The sequence below is a fragment of the Halobacillus litoralis genome (assembly GCF_020524025.1).
GTDB classification, from domain to species: domain Bacteria; phylum Bacillota; class Bacilli; order Bacillales; family Halobacillaceae; genus Halobacillus; species Halobacillus litoralis_D.
Genome location: NZ_JAIVKN010000001.1, coordinates 882,173 through 899,470 on the forward strand (window position 1 = coordinate 882,173; position 17,298 = coordinate 899,470).

Annotated in this window: 16 protein-coding genes; all 16 read left to right on the forward strand. The window is 41.8% G+C overall.

The window, feature by feature from the left end; genetic code table 11:
• The first annotated feature begins 204 nt into the window (after nt 1–204).
• A complete protein-coding gene (locus LC036_RS04700; RefSeq protein ID WP_226578901.1) occupies nt 205–933 on the forward strand; it encodes a ClpP family protease in 729 nt (242 codons plus the stop codon).
• Nucleotides 930–1,136 (forward strand): YlzJ-like family protein, encoded by a 207-nt coding sequence (locus LC036_RS04705; protein WP_226578904.1) that lies wholly within the window; start codon nt 930–932, stop codon nt 1,134–1,136. The genes LC036_RS04700 and LC036_RS04705 overlap by 4 nt, the downstream gene beginning before the upstream one ends.
• 128 nt (nt 1,137–1,264) lie before the next feature.
• The gene (locus tag LC036_RS04710; protein WP_226578907.1) at nt 1,265–3,580 is read left to right on the forward strand and encodes a DNA translocase FtsK; all 2,316 of its coding nucleotides are present in this window, start codon (nt 1,265–1,267) and stop codon (nt 3,578–3,580) included.
• Nucleotides 3,581–3,976: 396 nt separating this feature from the next.
• Nucleotides 3,977–4,702, forward strand: a complete 726-nt coding sequence (locus LC036_RS04715; protein ID WP_226578910.1) for a GntR family transcriptional regulator — start codon at nt 3,977–3,979, stop codon at nt 4,700–4,702.
• Between the two features lie 106 nt (nt 4,703–4,808).
• Nucleotides 4,809–5,927, forward strand: coding sequence for a BMP family lipoprotein (locus LC036_RS04720; protein ID WP_226578914.1), 1,119 nt, complete (start codon nt 4,809–4,811; stop codon nt 5,925–5,927).
• A gap of 131 nt (nt 5,928–6,058) precedes the next feature.
• A complete protein-coding gene (locus LC036_RS04725; protein WP_226578917.1) occupies nt 6,059–7,585 on the forward strand; it encodes an ABC transporter ATP-binding protein in 1,527 nt (508 codons plus the stop codon).
• A complete protein-coding gene (locus tag LC036_RS04730; protein WP_226578920.1) occupies nt 7,585–8,631 on the forward strand; it encodes an ABC transporter permease in 1,047 nt (348 codons plus the stop codon). Before LC036_RS04725 ends, LC036_RS04730 begins: the two co-directional genes overlap by 1 nt.
• On the forward strand, nt 8,632–9,591 hold the full coding sequence (locus LC036_RS04735; RefSeq protein ID WP_226578923.1) for an ABC transporter permease: 960 nt from the start codon (nt 8,632–8,634) through the stop codon (nt 9,589–9,591). It begins immediately after the preceding gene.
• 138 nt (nt 9,592–9,729) lie between these two features.
• Nucleotides 9,730–11,013 carry an EF-P 5-aminopentanol modification-associated protein YfmF gene (gene yfmF / locus LC036_RS04740; RefSeq protein ID WP_226578927.1) on the forward strand — a complete coding sequence of 428 codons (1,284 nt, stop codon included), beginning with the start codon at nt 9,730–9,732 and terminating at the stop codon, nt 11,011–11,013.
• 2 nt (nt 11,014–11,015) lie between these two features.
• Entirely contained in the window at nt 11,016–12,308 is a 1,293-nt protein-coding gene (yfmH, locus tag LC036_RS04745; protein WP_226578930.1) for an EF-P 5-aminopentanol modification-associated protein YfmH, read from the forward strand.
• Entirely contained in the window at nt 12,301–13,020 is a 720-nt protein-coding gene (gene ymfI / locus LC036_RS04750; RefSeq protein ID WP_226578934.1) for an elongation factor P 5-aminopentanone reductase, read from the forward strand. Before yfmH ends, ymfI begins: the two co-directional genes overlap by 8 nt.
• A 68-nt stretch (nt 13,021–13,088) precedes the next feature.
• Nucleotides 13,089–13,349, forward strand: a complete 261-nt coding sequence (locus LC036_RS04755; protein ID WP_226578937.1) for a DUF3243 domain-containing protein — start codon at nt 13,089–13,091, stop codon at nt 13,347–13,349.
• 198 nt (nt 13,350–13,547) lie between these two features.
• Nucleotides 13,548–14,339 carry a DUF3388 domain-containing protein gene (locus LC036_RS04760; RefSeq protein WP_226578941.1) on the forward strand — a complete coding sequence of 264 codons (792 nt, stop codon included), beginning with the start codon at nt 13,548–13,550 and terminating at the stop codon, nt 14,337–14,339.
• Nucleotides 14,340–14,345: 6 nt separating this feature from the next.
• A complete protein-coding gene (locus tag LC036_RS04765; RefSeq protein ID WP_226578944.1) occupies nt 14,346–15,299 on the forward strand; it encodes a helix-turn-helix domain-containing protein in 954 nt (317 codons plus the stop codon).
• A 107-nt stretch (nt 15,300–15,406) separates the two neighbouring features.
• Complete coding sequence (gene pgsA, locus LC036_RS04770; RefSeq protein ID WP_226578947.1) at nt 15,407–15,985, forward strand: CDP-diacylglycerol--glycerol-3-phosphate 3-phosphatidyltransferase; 579 nt, start codon at nt 15,407–15,409, stop codon at nt 15,983–15,985.
• Nucleotides 15,982–17,220, forward strand: a complete 1,239-nt coding sequence (locus tag LC036_RS04775; protein ID WP_226578950.1) for a competence/damage-inducible protein A — start codon at nt 15,982–15,984, stop codon at nt 17,218–17,220. Before pgsA ends, LC036_RS04775 begins: the two co-directional genes overlap by 4 nt.
• The last annotated feature ends 78 nt before the right edge of the window (nt 17,221–17,298 follow it).

The window sequence follows — 17,298 nt, forward strand, 5'->3', positions numbered from 1 at the left end:
TGAATGGAAAAACACCGCATTCTTTATTCACACTGTGTCCTAATGGAACCTGAATCCCTGATTACTCACGCAATCGAATGCCGTATTTAAACGTTTATCAACTCTCATTGCTGGTCACTTAGATTACTGGCACGAATCTTTTCTTCGTATGATTCATTAAGGCGTGAGTCATACTACGGGAAAAGAGTGAAAGGAGCCGGTTATATGAAAGACGATTCTTCAAAAGAAAAGGAAAAAGATCAATCCAAGTCACAATCTTCCCTTGTGGATAAAATTCAACAGCTGGGCCAGAGTAATGTACCTCAACCTGCTGATTCTAATATTCATGTTTTACCGATCATTGGGCAGGTGGAAGGCCACGTACAACTGCCTTCCCAGAACAAAACAACTAAATATGAACATTTAATTCCTCAGTTAATTGCAATTGAACAAAACCCGAAAATTGAAGGACTTGTAGTTTTACTGAATACTGTTGGAGGAGATGTAGAAGCAGGTCTTGCAATATCAGAAATGATTTCCTCTCTGTCTAAACCAACAGTGTCGATTGTGCTTGGAGGAGGGCACTCCATCGGTGTTCCGATTGCTGTTTCTGCAGACTATTCATTTATTGTCGAAACAGCTACGATGACAATTCATCCCATTCGTATGACTGGTCTTGTCATTGGGGTTCCTCAGACTTTTGAGTACATGGATAAAATGCAGGACCGGGTTATAAGTTTTGTTACAGGACATTCGAATATTCCTGAGGAAAAATTTAAAGAACTTATGTTTGATAAGGGAAATTTAACCCGTGATATAGGAACGAATGTTGTTGGACAGCAAGCCGTTGATACTGGACTTATCGATGCTGTGGGCGGAGTTAAGCAAGCCATGTCTAAGCTGAATGAACTCATTGAACAAGACAAAGAAACGAAGAAGCAGGTAGTCCAATGAGTGTTCTTTATACCCCTCTCAGCCAATACGATGTGTTTCCAAATGAAGAAGAAATGTCAATGGTATACCATGAACATAAAAACTGTCCGTTAATGTGCCGTCAAACACAAGATGGAAAAAAACAAATCATGCAGGTCCTTTCAACAGATCCTTCGCATTATATGGATCCGTCTCTTCAACCAGGTCAATGGTTGGACTCGTAACTCCATGTCAGGCTGTGGTATAATAGAATAACTGAACGGTAGGATGTCGGTGTTATATTCTTCAAATAATTGAAGGAAACATCGGCATCCTTCTCTTTTCAGTTTTTGATATGGAGGTGGGAAACAATATGGCTGGAAAACGGAAAAAGAAGAAAAAAGACTCAAATATGAAAAGCCATGTGAAGTTTGAATTAATCGGACTCCTTTTCCTTTTTATTGCTGTGATCGGCAGCGGGGCTTCCGCTATTAGTGACGGAGCTATACCAGGGGGGCTGGAGAGGTTCTGGCAGTTCTTATTTGGCGTGTGGTATTTTATCGCCTCCTTGTTCTTTCTTGTTGTTGGCATTTATTTAATGGTGAAAAGAAAGTGGCCTACATTTTTACATAAACGTCTTATAGGCATGTACATTATTCTCGTATCGCTTATTTTATTCACCCATTTGGAAACCTTATCAGCAGAGTTAGGAACAGGGAATGGTTCCATACTTACGATGACGTGGGAAAGAATTACTGAAATGATGAGGGGGGAACGTTCGTTTTACAGTGCAGGCGGTGGATTGACAGGAGCAATTTTATTATCGATTACTTATTACCTTTTTGCAAAAGCAGGAGCAGCGATTGTCGCTTTCTTCTTATTTATCACCGGTGTTCTTTTTGTTAGTGAATGGTCCATTGGGGATGTATTTTCTAAGGTAGGCGGCAGGATGAAGGCATTGGGTAAAGAGCAGGTAGAAAGAATGAAAGAGAATAAAGAGAAGAAAGCAGAGAAGAAAAAGTCAGCCACCGATCATGACGAGGATACCGTTGTTTATGAGGTCAACGATACAAGCGTAGAGGAAGATAAACAACCGGCTGCAGAAGAGCCTATTATTCAAGACTTCACAGAGCATGCATACCAAACAGCTGATTCTGGAAGGGATGAACAGAAGGATATTTCAGGAAAATCTAATGGGAATGGTACGGAGATCGACGAGGTCAATCTTGAGAAATCTATGCCTACAGCTGAACTTGAAAACCATGACTACAAACTTCCTGGTATAGAGCTGCTTGATGAACCGACATCCTCTCCTCAAAGTCAGGGTCGTTCTCATATTCAGGCAACAGTACGGAAGCTGGAAAAAACATTTCAGAGTTTTGGCGTCAAGGCGAAAGTCACAAAAGTCCATGTCGGTCCTTCTGTAACGAAGTACGAAGTGTACCCGGATGTAGGCGTTAAAGTGAGCAAAATTGTAAACTTAAATGATGACCTTGCATTGGCATTAGCGGCGAAGGATATCCGTATAGAAGCTCCGATTCCTGGTAAGTCGGCCGTAGGTATAGAAGTGCCCAACCAGGAAGTTTCCATGGTTTCTTTACGTGAAGTTCTGGAAACAGGAAAGTCCAGTCCTGATGCTAAACTTAGCTTCGCTCTCGGCAGGGACATCTCCGGAGAGGCCGTCATGTCTGAGTTAAACAAGATGCCTCACCTTCTAGTTGCAGGTGCGACAGGTAGTGGTAAAAGTGTGTGTATCAATGGAATTATCACAAGTATACTTATGCGTGCCAAGCCTCACGAAGTGAAAATGATGATGATTGATCCAAAGAAAGTCGAACTGAATGTATACAACGGGATCCCACATCTGCTGGCTCCTGTAGTAACAGATCCTAAAAAGGCATCAAGAGCTTTGAAAAAAGTAGTATCTGAGATGGAACGCCGCTATGACCTCTTTTCAGATACAGGTACAAGAAACATTGAAAGCTACAATGAGTATATTAAGAAGCATAATCAGGAACAAGAGGACGAACAGCCTCAACTGCCATATATCGTCGTACTTGTTGATGAGCTGGCGGACTTAATGATGGTCGCTTCCAACGAAGTTGAAGATGCAATTACCCGTCTTGCACAGATGGCGCGTGCAGCCGGCATACACTTAATTATTGCCACGCAGCGTCCTTCTGTGGATGTTATTACAGGAGTGATTAAGGCTAATATTCCTTCAAGAATCGCATTTAGCGTGTCATCTCAGACAGACTCCCGTACAATTCTTGATTCCGGCGGAGCTGAGAAACTTCTTGGACGAGGAGACATGCTGTTTACACCTGTCGGTTCAAATAAACCTACACGTGTACAGGGGGCCTTCTTATCCGATGAAGAGGTTGAGCGGGTTGTTAACTTCTGTGTGGAACAGCAAAGAGCTCAATATCAGGAAGAAATGATTCCTGAGGAAGAAAATGAAGTAAAACAGGAAGTCGATGACGACCTATATCCAGAGGCGGTCCAAATGGTTATTGAAATGCAGAGTGCTAGTGTTTCTATGATTCAAAGGCGCTTCAGAGTAGGGTATACAAGGGCCGCACGTCTAATTGATGCAATGGAGGATAACGGAATCGTTGGTCCTTATGAAGGGAGCAAACCTAGATCCGTTCTTGTTTCCCAGCAAGCAGAAGAACAACATACATCGTAGGAAGGTATAAAGCCGTCGGGGGGTGACCTCGGCGGCTTTTTTTGTCTTTCTATATTCCATACTCTAAGGTTTGCAATTTTCTTGAACGGTGCGGAAAGTGTATAAAGGACTTAATAAAGTATGTCTATTCTATCAAAGGGATGTCCTGGTCATTCCAATTGATAATCTAGTTCATATTAATGAGGATCTATTTCCTACAATCAAATAAAGCCGTTTATGATTTTCAGGGTTGCATTTATAATTTTCATCATTGTAGCAAAATTCATAAAAATGACCTAATTCTATTTATTTATTTGCCGAATAGTGTTATATTATTGACAAAATATGATGTGTCGAACGTCAGAGGTCAGATCTTTAATCTTTCAACTGATGGTTCAATAGATTCGGGGTGAAGAAATGTCCATTAGACAAGATACTAGGCACCTTTATTTACAGGTGATCGAACAAATTAAAAGAGACATTGATAACGGGATATTCTTAGAAAAACAAAAACTTCCTTCTGAGTTTCAGTTGTCCAAATCACTGGGAGTCTCAAGGGCCACTCTTAGAGAGGCACTTCGAATACTTGAAGAAGAAGGAGTAGTTACACGTCGTCACGGAGTAGGAACGTTTGTTAATCCCAAACCTCTGTTCACGTCGGGGATTGAGGAACTGGACAGTGTCACTGGGATGATTGCAAAATCCGGGATGAAGCCTGGGTCCCAATATTTATCGGCCGAAATAATAGAAGCGACAGAGGAAGATCGTAAGCGCTTCTCTCCATTGGAAGTACATAATATCGCCAAGGTCGAACGAGTGCGTACCGCCGACGAGCAGCCAGTGGTTTACTGTACAGATAAAATCCCGGAAGGTCTACTGCCCATAGACCATGTAAGAGAAGCGGATTCTCTATTTAATGTTCTTGAGAGATATACAGGTAAGACGATAGGGTACGCGGTTACACATATAGAACCAATTGGGTTTCATGATAGAATTTCCCCTATTCTAAATTGCGAGCCCGACCAGGCTTTATTGTTACTAAGACAAATGCACTATTCACAAGACGATATCCCTATGCTTTTATCTTCCAACTACTTTCGAGCTGACAAGTTCAGCTTTCACGTTTTAAGAAAAAGAGTGTAAGCGTTTACATTTATTTCTCCATCTTAAGGAGGTGAGGCTGTTTAGAGATTCTCGAGTACAAAAGCTTCTTTATTGAAACACTTGATACTTAATTTATTAGGGGGTAATGGTTTTGTTTAAAAGTCGTTTTCTTTTGGTTTTCGTACTTCTATTGACTTTTGGTGTTTTTTTAGCAGCGTGTGGATCTTCTGAAGAAGGTGGAGAAACAAATAGTGATTCTGGTTCAGAAGGTACTTCTGAAGACAACAGCGGTGGAGATTTCACTACAGCCATGGTAACAGACATTGGTGGAGTAGATGATAAATCCTTTAACCAATCCGCTTGGGAAGGACTTAAAGCGTTTGGTGAGGAGAATGGCATGAGCAAGGGCGAAGGGATAAATTATGCTCAATCGAAAAGTGATGCAGACTATTCCACTAACCTTAACCGTCTCGTCCGTGAAGACTATGATTTGATTTTTGGTATCGGGTACCTTCTGCAGCCTGCAGTTGAAGAAGTAGCAGGACAATATCCTGATACAAACTTCGCTCTCGTAGACGCTGTTCAGGAAGGCGATAACATTGCAAGTATCGTGTTTAAGGAGCAGCAAGGTTCTTTCTTAGCTGGTGTAGCTGCTGCTAAGAAAACAAAAACAAATAAAGTCGGTTTCATCGGTGGTATGGATGGAAGCTTGATTAACAAGTTTGAAGCTGGTTATGTTGCAGGTGTGAAATCTGTAAATGCTGATATTGATGTAAAAGTTGAGTATGCTGGAAGTTTTGGTGATCCTCAGCAAGGTCAGGCCCTGGCTTCAAATATGTATGACCAAAACATCGATGTTATTTATCATGCCTCCGGAGGTACAGGCAACGGTGTGTTTGCCCAAGCGAAAGACATTAAAAACAGCAACCCTGATCAAGATGTATGGGTTATCGGCGTAGACCGTGACCAATATGAAGAAGGTCAGATTGGTGATGCAAACGTTACACTTACATCCATGGTTAAACGAGTGGATATCGCGGTTCAGGATGTTGCTGAACAAGCCATGAATGGCGAATTCCCAGGTGGAGAAGTAATTGAATACGGACTTTCTGATGAAGCAATCAGTATTGCACGTACGAACGAAGAAGCGATGACGGAAGAGATCATTGCTTCCGTTGAAGAGTGGAAAGAGAAAATCGTAAACGGCGACGTTGAAGTTCCAAGTACACGCGAAGAACTTCAAACCTTTATAGACGCTTTGTAAGAAAAAGGGGAAAAGGCTGGTGAGAGCCGGCCTTTTTCTTCTGTTAAAGGAAAATCACCAAATGAAAAGATCGTTCCGGCCCTTTTCCTTTGGTGATTTTTATAGGTCAATTGGGGGAGGGAAAGAGACAGATGAATTATGTAATTGAAATGTTGAACATTAGAAAGGAATTTCCGGGAATTGTTGCCAACGACAACATAACACTGCAGGTAGAGAAGGGTGAAATTCACGCTTTACTAGGTGAAAATGGTGCAGGAAAATCGACCCTTATGAACGTTTTATTTGGTCTCTATCAGCCGGAAAGAGGCGAGATAAAAGTTCGGGGAGAAAAGGCAAATATTACAGACCCAAATATAGCCAACAGCCTGGGGATTGGGATGGTTCACCAGCACTTCATGCTTGTGGATACATTTACTGTAACGGAGAATATCGTCCTGGGCAGTGAGCCTAAGAGAGGGGCGACGGTAGATATCCGTCAAGCGGAGCAGGAGGTTGCTGAACTTTCAGAGCGGTATGGATTAAATGTAAATCCTAAAGCGAAAATCAGGGATATCTCAGTAGGTATGCAGCAAAGAGTGGAGATATTAAAAACACTCTATAGAGGTGCAGACATCTTAATATTTGATGAACCTACAGCTGTTCTGACACCACAGGAGATTAAAGAATTGATTGATATAATGAACAGTCTGGTTAAGGAAGGGAAATCGATCATTCTTATTACCCATAAATTGAAAGAAATTATGGAAGTATGCGACAGGTGTACAGTTATCAGAAAAGGGCAGGGCATTGGGACAGTTGAAGTTTCAAAAACCAATCCTACAGAACTTGCTTCTTTAATGGTTGGACGTGAAGTGAATTTCTCAACGGAAAAAACACCTGCTCAACCGAAAGAGACATTCTTATCCATTAAAGATCTCGTAGTTAAGGATGCCCGGGGAGTGGAAATGGTTAAAGGTCTGAACTTAGAAGTAAAAGCAGGTGAAATCGTCGGCATTGCCGGGGTGGATGGAAATGGCCAATCAGAATTGATTGAGGCTATTACAGGATTACGTAAAAGCGAGGCAGGCTCTATCCATTTACATGACAAAGCGATTACGAATCTCACCCCACGCAAGGTTTCACAGTCCGGCGTTTCCCATATTCCACAAGACCGGCACAAGTTCGGGCTGGTTCTTGATTTTCCGATCGGAGAAAATATGGTTCTTCAGACCTATTACCAGAGCCCCTATTCGAAAAAGGGCGTTATGAATTTAAAGAATATCTATAAAAAAGCAGAAAGTCTCATTAAAGAGTATGACGTACGTACACCGGATGCCTATACAAAAGCGAGGGCATTGTCGGGTGGAAACCAGCAGAAAGCCATTATTGGCCGTGAAGTTGATCGATCCCCTGACTTAATTATTGCTGCTCAGCCTACACGTGGGCTGGATGTGGGAGCGATTGAATTTATCCATAAAAAATTAATAGAAGAGCGTGATAAAGGCCGGGCTGTCCTGCTTTTGTCTTTTGAACTGGATGAAGTTATGAATTTAAGTGACCGAATCGGTGTGATGTTTGATGGCAGGATTATCGCTGATGTCAAACCTGAGGAAACAAATGAGCAGGAACTGGGTCTCTTGATGGCTGGAAACGCGGATAAGAAAGCGGGTGATCAATAATGTTTTCCAACCGTATGATTAATATACTAATCCCTGTTTTGTCTGTAGTTCTTGGTTTATTATCCGGTGCTGTCATTATGCTTGTTTTTGGTTACAATCCTATTTCAGGCTTTGCTGCCCTATGGAACGGCGCTTTTGGAGATGCTTATTTCTTTGGTGAGACTGTCCGTCAAGTAACGCCTTATATTCTGTCCGGTCTGGCCGTAGCCTTTGCGCTTCGTTCAGGACTTCTAAACATTGGAGTTGAAGGACAGGTGTTTGTTGGCTGGCTCGCATCGGTATGGGTTGGGATTTCATTTGATCTCCCAATGGTCCTTCATTTACCACTGGCCATTCTGGCTGCTGCGGCTGCCGGTGCTTTTTGGGGGTTTATTCCTGGACTATTGAAAGCGAAACTCGGCGTTCATGAAGTTATTGTGACGATTATGATGAACTACATAGCTCTTTACAGTAGTAATGCGATCGTTCGAAACTTTTTAAGTGAGGAAGGAGATCGAACAGAAAACATTGCAGAGACAGCTTCTTTGCAGTCGGATTGGCTGGCTCAGATGACTTTTTACTCAAGAATCCATTATGGCTTCATACTTGCCTTATTTATGGCTCTTGTGATGTGGTTTGTATTAAATAGAACAACAAGAGGGTTCGAACTGCGCGCCGTCGGATTTAATCAGCACGCTTCGAAGTATGCAGGAATGAGTGTTGGTAAAAACATTATTTTAGCCATGGTTATTTCGGGAGCGTTTGCTGGATTGGCTGGTGCAATGGAGGGCCTTGGTACATTTGGTTTTATGTCCATAAAATCAGGCTTCACCAACATTGGTTTTGATGGTATTGCAGTCGCTCTTCTTGGGGCCAATACAGCTGTTGGTGTCGTTTTCGCTGCCTTTCTTTTCGGTATCTTAAAAATAGGCGCCCTGAATATGCCTACAGAAGCTGGGGTTCCTACAGAACTTGTAGAGATCATCGTAGCTTTAATCATTTTCTTTGTAGCATCCAGTTATATGATCCGATGGGTCATTTTGCGGTTTAAGAAGGAGGGAAAATAAATGGAGTTTATAGAAATTATAAGCAGGATTCTCGGTTCATCAATCGTATTTGCAACCCCTCTGATTTTTACTGCTCTGGGTGGCGTTTTCAGTGAGCGGTCCGGTGTTATCAATATTGGTTTGGAAGGTTTAATGATTATGGGAGCGTTTGTGGGGATTGTATTTAACTTGACGTTTTCTTCCTTCTTTGGGGATGCAACCCCCTGGGTTTCCATTTTGGTGGCTATGATTGTTTCCGCACTCTTTGCGCTTGTTCATGCGGTTGCTTCTATTACATTCCGTGCTGATCAGGTAGTCAGTGGAGTGGCCATCAACTTTTTAGCTCTTGGTATTGGTTTGTTCCTGACCAAGCAATGGTATGATAAAGGACAGACGGACTTTGTTGAAAAACCTTTCTATACAGCAGATGTCCCTTTTTTGAATAAAATACCAATCATCGGAGATATGTTTTTTAGTGGCTGGTACTGGACATCTTATGTGGCTATTCTATTAGCGTTTGTCGCGTGGTTTGTTATTTACAAAACTCCGTTTGGGTTACGTCTGCGATCTGTAGGAGAACACCCGATGGCTGCCGATACAAATGGAATTAACGTGTTTAAAATGAGGTACATCGGTGTTATGATTTCTGGCGCCCTCGGCGGCTTAGGCGGTTCCGTTTATGCTTTAACTGTGGCTTTAAACTTTTCTCACGGCACGATTCTAGGTCAAGGCTTTATTTCCCTGGCAGCGGTTATCTTCGGTAAGTGGCATCCGCTTGGTGCATTAGGAGCTGCCATATTCTTTGGCTTTGCTCAAAGTTTAAGTATCGTCTCTTCAGACATTGCTTTTCTTGAGAATGTTCCTTCTGTTTTTATGCTGATTGCTCCTTATGTATTGACCATTCTGGCTCTAGCTGGATTTATTGGCAGGGCAGAAGCTCCGAAGTCCCTCGGTGAACCTTATATTAAAGGGAATCGTTAAACTTTTAAGCCCGGTACTTTTGTGCCGGGCTTAATTTTTTTACTTTTTCAAACATATACCTTAGCATAAGACTTAGTTATAATGGATGAATATGGACGTGTCCGTCTATAATAAAAAAGAATGAGAAGGAGGATGTATATGAAATTAACTAAAGAAACGTTACTCGAAAAAGATGGGTATCGACTACATATCTTACCTAGTAAAAAATATAAGACCATTACAATCGTAGCTAAATTTAAAGCACCATTGAAGCGCGAAGGCATAACAGAGAGGGCTCTTCTCCCGCATGTTCTTCAAAAAGCAACCAACAACCATCCAAATGTACGCTCTCTTCAATCAGCGTTTGAGAACCTTTATGGAACGGCTCTATCAAGTGATGGTTCGAAGAAAGGTGAGAATCATGTAATCAGCTTCCGGATGGAAGTCGTAAATGAAACGTACCTAAATGACCAGGAGCCTATCTTGGAAAAAGCTTTTCAGTTGTTCCATGAAGTGTTATTTGATCCTAAGGTAGAAGGTGACGGCTTTGATGAGTCCATTGTAAACCGGGAGAAACAGACACTTGAGCAAAGAATTACTTCCATTAAAGATGACAAGATGAGTTACGCCAATCTCCGCCTGATGGATCAAATGTGTGAAAATGAACCTTATTCTCTACATGTCCATGGCTATCAAGAGGACTTGAAAGGGATAACAAAAGAAAAGCTTTATAATTATTACCGTGAGATGATTACGAAGGATATGCTTGATGTCTATGTCATCGGGGATATGGACCAGGAAGCCATGGAGAAAATGGCCGATCAGTACTTCTCTAGAAAAGGAAGCAGTAATAAGGACGATGATCAAGCTTCTGTTTCCAAAAAAGTAGAAAAAGTGAATGAAATCGTAGAGCGCGAAGAGGTAAACCAGGGCAAGCTTCATTTCGGATATCGTACGTACACGAAATTCGGCGATGACGATTACTATGCTCTGCAGATTTTTAATGGCATTTTCGGAGGTTTCCCCAGCTCTAAACTTTTCATGAACGTCAGAGAGAAGCACAGCCTTGCCTATTACGCCGCTTCGCGCTTTGAAAGTCACAAAGGGCTTCTCCTCGTTTTCAGCGGAATCGACCCTAAGGACTTTGATCAGGCTAAGTCTATTATTATGGAACAGATGGACGCCATGAAAAAAGGGGATTTCACTGAAGAACAAGTAGAAGAAACAAAAGAACAAGTCGTTAATCAGCTGCAGGAAACGATGGATAACGCTAACGGCTTAATAGAAGTTTTGTACCATCAAATGTTGTCAGGTGCCGAAATGCCTGCGGATGAATTAATAGAAAATGTTCGTAAAGTATCGAAGCAGGCGGTTGTACAAATGGCGAACAAGATTGAACTGGATACGATTTACTTCTTAACAAGTAAAGAGGGAGGGGAATAAAGATGGAAGCACTGGTATACAAGCAGCTAAACGAAACAGTTTATCAGGAAACGATGGATAATGGCCTGAAAGTATTCCTTCTATCTAAGCCTGAAATGGCAAAAACGTTTGGGATTTTTACTACGAACTATGGTTCCATTGACCAGACGTTTACACCGATCGGGAAAGATGAAAGTGTAACAGTCCCGGAAGGAATCGCTCACTTCTTAGAGCATAAACTTTTTGAAAAAGAAGACCGTGATGTGTTTCAGGATTTCACACGCCTTGGTGCTTCAGCGAATGCGTTTACTTCCTTCACAAAAACGGCCTATCTATTCACAGCCACCAGCCAGATTGAAAAAAATGTTCAGACACTACTCAATTTTGTGCAGGATCCTTATTTCTCTGAAGAATCAGTAGAAAAAGAAAAAGGGATCATCGCACAAGAAATCCGGATGTATGATGACCAGCCGGATTGGCGTTCCTTCTTCGGTACGATTCAGAGCCTTTACCATAAACATCCGGTCAAGGTAGACATAGCCGGAACGGTTGAAAGCATACAGGACATTACGAAAGATGATCTTTATACATGTTATGAAACATTCTATCACCCTTCTAATATGGTGTTATTTGTCGCAGGAAACATTGAACCGGAGGCAATGATGGACTTAATTCGGGAAAATCAATCCCAAAAAGAATTTCCAGACGCTCCAGAAATCAACCGTTCCTATCCAGAAGAACCTGAAAGTGTTGCTAAAAAGGAACATTCCATTACAATGCCTGTCACAACAGCAAAGGCAATGGTGGGGGTTAAAGAAAAAGTAAAAGACTTATCGGGTGAAGAATTATTAAGAAGTGAACTGCTGTCTGGAATGATTTTGGATTATTACTTCTCTAAAAGCGGTGCTTTTTACGAAGAATTGTATAAAGACGATTTAATTGATGACAGCTTTCAGTTTGAAACAGAACTTGACCGTCACTTTGGGTTTACAATTTTAGGAGGCGACTCCCGTAAGCCGGATCAAATGGCCGCCAGGGTTAAGGAAATGCTGCATGAATTGAAAGAACAGCGGATCTCTGACGAAGATTTTACAAGAATGAAGCGCAAGAAGATTGGACAGTTCATGCGTGCTTTGAATTCGCTTGAATTTATTGCCAATCAGTTTACTCATTATCATACGCTGGGTGTCGATTTATTCGAAGTTCTCCCTGTGATTGAGTCTTTAACTGCTGATGATGCAGAGAGGTATTTACAAAACTGGCTGGACGAAGAAGCGATTTCAGTGTTTCAGGTAAAACCACAGACCGATGCATAAAAAGTGCCTGATTATAGGAGCAAGCGGAGGGATCGGTCAGGCTGTCGCCAGATACCTTGCTCAAACAGGATATAAAGTCGGCTTGCAGTATAACAGCAACAGCCGGACGATCGCAGACCTGAAAAAAGAAATTTCAAAAGAGCAATGGATAGGGGCGTATCAGGCAGATTTATCCTCAACAGAGGGCATCTATACTTTATTAGAAGCTATGGACGAACAGTGGGATGCCATAGTCTTTGCGGGGGGGCATATGTGGAGCGGGCTGTTTCAAGACATGTCGCCCCGGGATATGGATGCACTTTACCACGTTCATATTAAAGCTGTCTGGATGATTAGCCGTCAAATCCTTCCGTCTATGATTACGAAGAAATACGGCCGGATTGTTGTTGTTTCTTCTATATTTGGAGTTGAAGGGGCAAGCCTTGAGGCAGCCTACAGTTCTGTCAAAGGAGCTCAAAACAGTTTTGTTAAAGGTTTGGCTAAAGAGGTTGCTCCAAGTGGAATTCGTGTAAATGCGGTAGCTCCGGGTCTTATTCAGACAAAAATGAACGCCCATTTATCCGATGAAGAACTCTTCTCTTTGGAAGAAGATATTCCAATGGGACGGGCAGGCTCTGCTGAAGAAGTGGCTGAAACAATTGAATTTTTGCTGGGTGACCAGTCTTCTTATATCACCGGGCAAATAATTCAAGTAAACGGTGGCTGGGCTTGAAATGTTTGAATAAGAAAGCACCTTCCTCCTCATACTAAGCATGAAAAAAATTAGAGGAGGTTACTGTGATGTCTGTTCTCGATAATTTTGATACTTGGAAAGACTTTTTAGGTGATCGTTTACACCAAGCCAAAGGTGATGGAATGCAGGAGCAAGCTGTTTCTGATCTTGCTTATGAAATTGGTACCTACTTGGCGAATTCCGTAGATGCAAAAAATGATCAGGAAGCGATACTCCGTGATTTGTGGAATGTAGCTGATCAGGAGGAACAACATACCATTGCAAATATGATGGTGAAATTGGTACAAAACGAAGGAACACAACGTTAACCTCAGAGGAAATCCGCACAGGTTGCTGTGCGGATTTTTCTTTTTTATCAAAGGCTTTCTTTTACGAATATTTCGTGTACATATGTCGTTTCTGCCTTTCCTATTTGAATAAAATCCTTTATGATAGATAGAGAGTGAAAAATTCCATCAATCACTCGACTTTGACAAATAACAACAATTTATCAGAGGAGTGGTGTCATGGAAAAGACCGAGTGGTATTTAGAGTATGAAATTCAATACAATCGCCCAGGACTTTTGGGGGATATATCTTCGCTTCTAGGAATGATGGCTATTAACATCGTTACGATTAATGGTGTAGAAAATTCCCACAGGGGAATGCTTCTGCTATGCAAAGATGATGAGCAGATCACCCGGCTGAGATCGATTCTAAATACAATGGACACAATAAAGGTGACCAAACTTCGAAGACCAAAATTAAGAGATCGTTTAGCTGTAAGGCATGGGCGGTATATACATAGTGATGTTGATGATCGCAAAACCTTCCGCTTTAACAGAGAAGACTTAGGACTTTTAGTTGACTTTATGGCCGAACTCTTCATGAAGGAAGGCCACAAATTAATTGGTATTCGAGGAATGCCTCGTGTAGGAAAGACGGAATCAGTTGTTGCCGCTAGTGTTTGTGCAAATAAACGCTGGCTGTTTGTTTCAAGTACGCTGTTAAAACAAACGGTACGCAACCAATTAATCGATGAAGAGTATAGCGAAGATAATCTTTATATTATTGATGGAATTGTATCGGCTAAAAGAGCGAATGAAAAACATTGGCAGCTTGTCCGGGAAATTATGCGTCTGCCAGCAACAAAAGTGATCGAACACCCTGATATTTTTGTGCAGGAGACAGAATATTCAATGAAGGATTTTGACTATATCATTGAACTTCGAAATAACGAGGATGAGGAAATTACTTATGAACCTGTGGAAAAACCGGAAATGACGATGAATGAAGGGTTTTCCATGTTTGATTTTTAAAATTGGATGGTGTTACACATGGAGATTGGAGCGAGACTGAAGGAAGCTCGGGAATCGAGAGACATTTCTTTAGAAGCATTACAGGAAACAACGAAAATACAAAAAAGGTATCTCCAGGCGATAGAAAAGAATGAGTTTGACGTTCTGCCTGGAAAATTTTACACGCGCGCTTTTATCCGGGAGTATGCGTCAGCTGTAGGATTAGACCCTGAGCAGATCATGGAAGAACATAAAAATGAACTTCCGAGCTTTGAGGATGAAACGTCTGTTCAATACAGCCGTGTTCAAAAATCCAAGAAAGAAGCGTCTCAAAATAGAGGAGGCGCATCCAGAGTCCTGCCTACCATTTTGACGGTCGGATTAATTGTCGGTTTAATTTTTGTTGTCTGGCTTTTCTGGCAGAATGGCAATAGCGCAGAAGAGGATGGCAGTACTCCTCAAGCAGAGTCTAATGATGAGATTAACGTACCTGAAGAAGATTCAGCGGATGAGAATGCAGAGGAATCTGCGGGAGAAAATACAGATACCGGCAGTGAACAGTCAAACGATGAAGAAGAAACTGCGAGTGATGAAAATTCAGATCAGCAGACAGAAGAGTCAGAAGATGCGGAAGAAACACCTGAAGATTCCATGGACATTCAATTGAAACAAGAAGGATCAGGCGGGTTTCCACAGCACGTTTATGACATTACTGGTGCAGAAGACGAGAAAGTAACGATTGAATTAACAGGCACAGCCTATATGGAAATTCAAACTCCTCAAGGCGGCGAAAACCTGGTGAAACCTCGTGAATATTCAGCAGGTGACTCTCCAATCTCAGTTAATGCAGGCGATGAGAATGAGTTGTATATTAAAACAGGCAATGCTCCTGGAACAGTTGTAAAAATAAATAATCAGGAAATTCCTTTTCCTAACAAAGAATTATCAACCCAGAAGTTATTGTTGAAATTCAAGGAATAACATTTATATCATCGTGACTAGGCTGCCCTTTTTAAGTATCTAGTAGAGTTTTCTCTCTTATTAGGACGGGCAGCCTTTCATGTAGAGAAATTTAGGAGAGTGGACTTATGAATTTACCGAACAAGATTACATTATCAAGAATTTTCTTAATCCCAATCTTTATCATTCTTATGAGCGTACCCTTTAACTGGGGTGTGTTAGATATGGGAGAAAGAGAACTCCCTGTATCCCATCTTGCTGGAGCGCTGCTGTTCATCATAGCTTCGACCACAGACTGGATCGATGGCTATATAGCAAGAAAACACAATCTGGTAACGAACCTTGGGAAATTTTTAGACCCATTGGCAGATAAGCTCCTGGTAAGTGCAGCCTTGATTTTACTTGTTGAGATAGGCTTGGCTCCGGCATGGATTGTTATTCTTATCATCAGTCGTGAGTTCGCTGTTACCGGCCTCCGCTTAGTTGCTGCCGGTGAAGGAAGCGTCCTTGCTGCCAGTCAGATGGGTAAATTGAAAACCTGGATTCAAATCATTGCCATATCATTACTTCTATTACACAACTGGCCATTTGCATTTGTTGGCTTTCCACTGGGTACAGTTGCCCTTTACTTGGCTTTGATTATCACTGTTTATTCTGGATATGAGTACTTTAAGAAAAACTGGCATGTAATGAGGGATTCTAAATGAAAACGGAAATTATTGCAGTGGGAACCGAATTATTGCTTGGACAGATTGCCAACACAAACGCTCAGTGGATATCGAGCGAAATGGCTGATATCGGTCTGCCTGTTTTTAGGCATACAGTTGTCGGGGACAACTTTAACCGGGTAGCAGAAACATTTGAACAGGCTCAAGAGAGATCAGACGTCGTCATTGTGACGGGAGGTTTAGGACCTACAGAAGATGACCTCACCCGGGAGGCTGCAAATGTAGTCTTTAAGCAGGAATTAATAGAGCATGAAGAGACAATGAAAAGAATTAAAGGGTATTATGACCGAAATAAAATAGCGATGGCTTCAAATAACAGAAAGCAGGCGCTCGTATTTTCTGAAGCGGCTGTATTGGATAATCCTGAAGGAATGGCTCCAGGGCAGATTGTTAATCATCAGGGAGTATGCTGGGTATTCCTACCCGGTGTTCCAAGGGAAATGAAAAAATTAATGGGTGGTAAAGTCATTCCATATCTAAAGGAAAATAACACTTTACCTTCACAGATCGTATCTGAAATGATGCATTTTATTGGGATCGGTGAATCGGATTTAGAAACGAAGCTTCATGATCTTATTACGAATCAGACCAATCCTACAATTGCTCCGTTAGCAAGTGAAGGGGAAGTAGGATTACGATTAACGGCAACAGGTGAGACAACAGAGGATGCTGTAGATAAAATTGCTGCTCTTAAAAACAGCATACTTGAAAAAGTAGGCGCTTTTTACTATGGTAGTGATGATGTTACAGTAGAGGAGACAGTACTTGACCTCCTTAAAGAGCGTGGATACACACTGGGTGCAGCGGAGAGTGTGACAGGTGGGAAATTCATGGAACATATCGTTTCTATGCCTGGAGCATCTCACGTATGTCAGGGAGGATTCATTGCTTATACAGAGGAAATGAAAGAGCAGATCGTGCAGGTGCCGAAGTTCCTTATTAAAGAATATGGTACAATCAGCCGGGAATGTGCAGAGATTATGGCACTGAATACACAGTCTTTACTAGGTGTCGATGTAACCGTAAGCTTCACAGGAGTGGCCGGGCCTGATCCTAGTGAGGGACATGAACCTGGAACAGTATTTATAGGTGTTCAATTTGGAGACGATAAGCCTGATGTTCATCAGTTCCATCTCAATGGCGGTCGGACGCAAGTGCGCAGCCGGGCTGTAAAGAAAGCATTTGAGCTTCTTTTTCATCGCTTAAAAAAATAAATCTTTAGTATAATATACATGCGGTTTTTGCGATTTCTTCTAAAGAAAAAGAAAAAACCGCATTTTTCTTTCGTGAAA

Excerpts from the sequence above, each read along its gene's own strand:
- LC036_RS04700 (WP_226578901.1), top strand. The coding sequence starts at position 205 with ATGAAAGACGATTCTTCAAAAGAAAAGGAAAAAGATCAATCCAAGTCA.
- LC036_RS04705 (WP_226578904.1), top strand. The coding sequence starts at position 930 with ATGAGTGTTCTTTATACCCCTCTCAGCCAATACGATGTGTTTCCAAAT.
- LC036_RS04710 (WP_226578907.1), top strand. The coding sequence starts at position 1,265 with ATGGCTGGAAAACGGAAAAAGAAGAAAAAAGACTCAAATATGAAAAGC.
- LC036_RS04715 (WP_226578910.1), top strand. The coding sequence starts at position 3,977 with ATGTCCATTAGACAAGATACTAGGCACCTTTATTTACAGGTGATCGAA.
- LC036_RS04720 (WP_226578914.1), top strand. The coding sequence starts at position 4,809 with ATGGTTTTGTTTAAAAGTCGTTTTCTTTTGGTTTTCGTACTTCTATTG.
- LC036_RS04725 (WP_226578917.1), top strand. The coding sequence starts at position 6,059 with ATGAATTATGTAATTGAAATGTTGAACATTAGAAAGGAATTTCCGGGA.
- LC036_RS04730 (WP_226578920.1), top strand. The coding sequence starts at position 7,585 with ATGTTTTCCAACCGTATGATTAATATACTAATCCCTGTTTTGTCTGTA.
- LC036_RS04735 (WP_226578923.1), top strand. The coding sequence starts at position 8,632 with ATGGAGTTTATAGAAATTATAAGCAGGATTCTCGGTTCATCAATCGTA.
- yfmF (WP_226578927.1), top strand. The coding sequence starts at position 9,730 with ATGAAATTAACTAAAGAAACGTTACTCGAAAAAGATGGGTATCGACTA.
- yfmH (WP_226578930.1), top strand. The coding sequence starts at position 11,016 with ATGGAAGCACTGGTATACAAGCAGCTAAACGAAACAGTTTATCAGGAA.
- ymfI (WP_226578934.1), top strand. The coding sequence starts at position 12,301 with ATGCATAAAAAGTGCCTGATTATAGGAGCAAGCGGAGGGATCGGTCAG.
- LC036_RS04755 (WP_226578937.1), top strand. The coding sequence starts at position 13,089 with ATGTCTGTTCTCGATAATTTTGATACTTGGAAAGACTTTTTAGGTGAT.
- LC036_RS04760 (WP_226578941.1), top strand. The coding sequence starts at position 13,548 with ATGGAAAAGACCGAGTGGTATTTAGAGTATGAAATTCAATACAATCGC.
- LC036_RS04765 (WP_226578944.1), top strand. The coding sequence starts at position 14,346 with ATGGTGTTACACATGGAGATTGGAGCGAGACTGAAGGAAGCTCGGGAA.
- pgsA (WP_226578947.1), top strand. The coding sequence starts at position 15,407 with ATGAATTTACCGAACAAGATTACATTATCAAGAATTTTCTTAATCCCA.
- LC036_RS04775 (WP_226578950.1), top strand. The coding sequence starts at position 15,982 with ATGAAAACGGAAATTATTGCAGTGGGAACCGAATTATTGCTTGGACAG.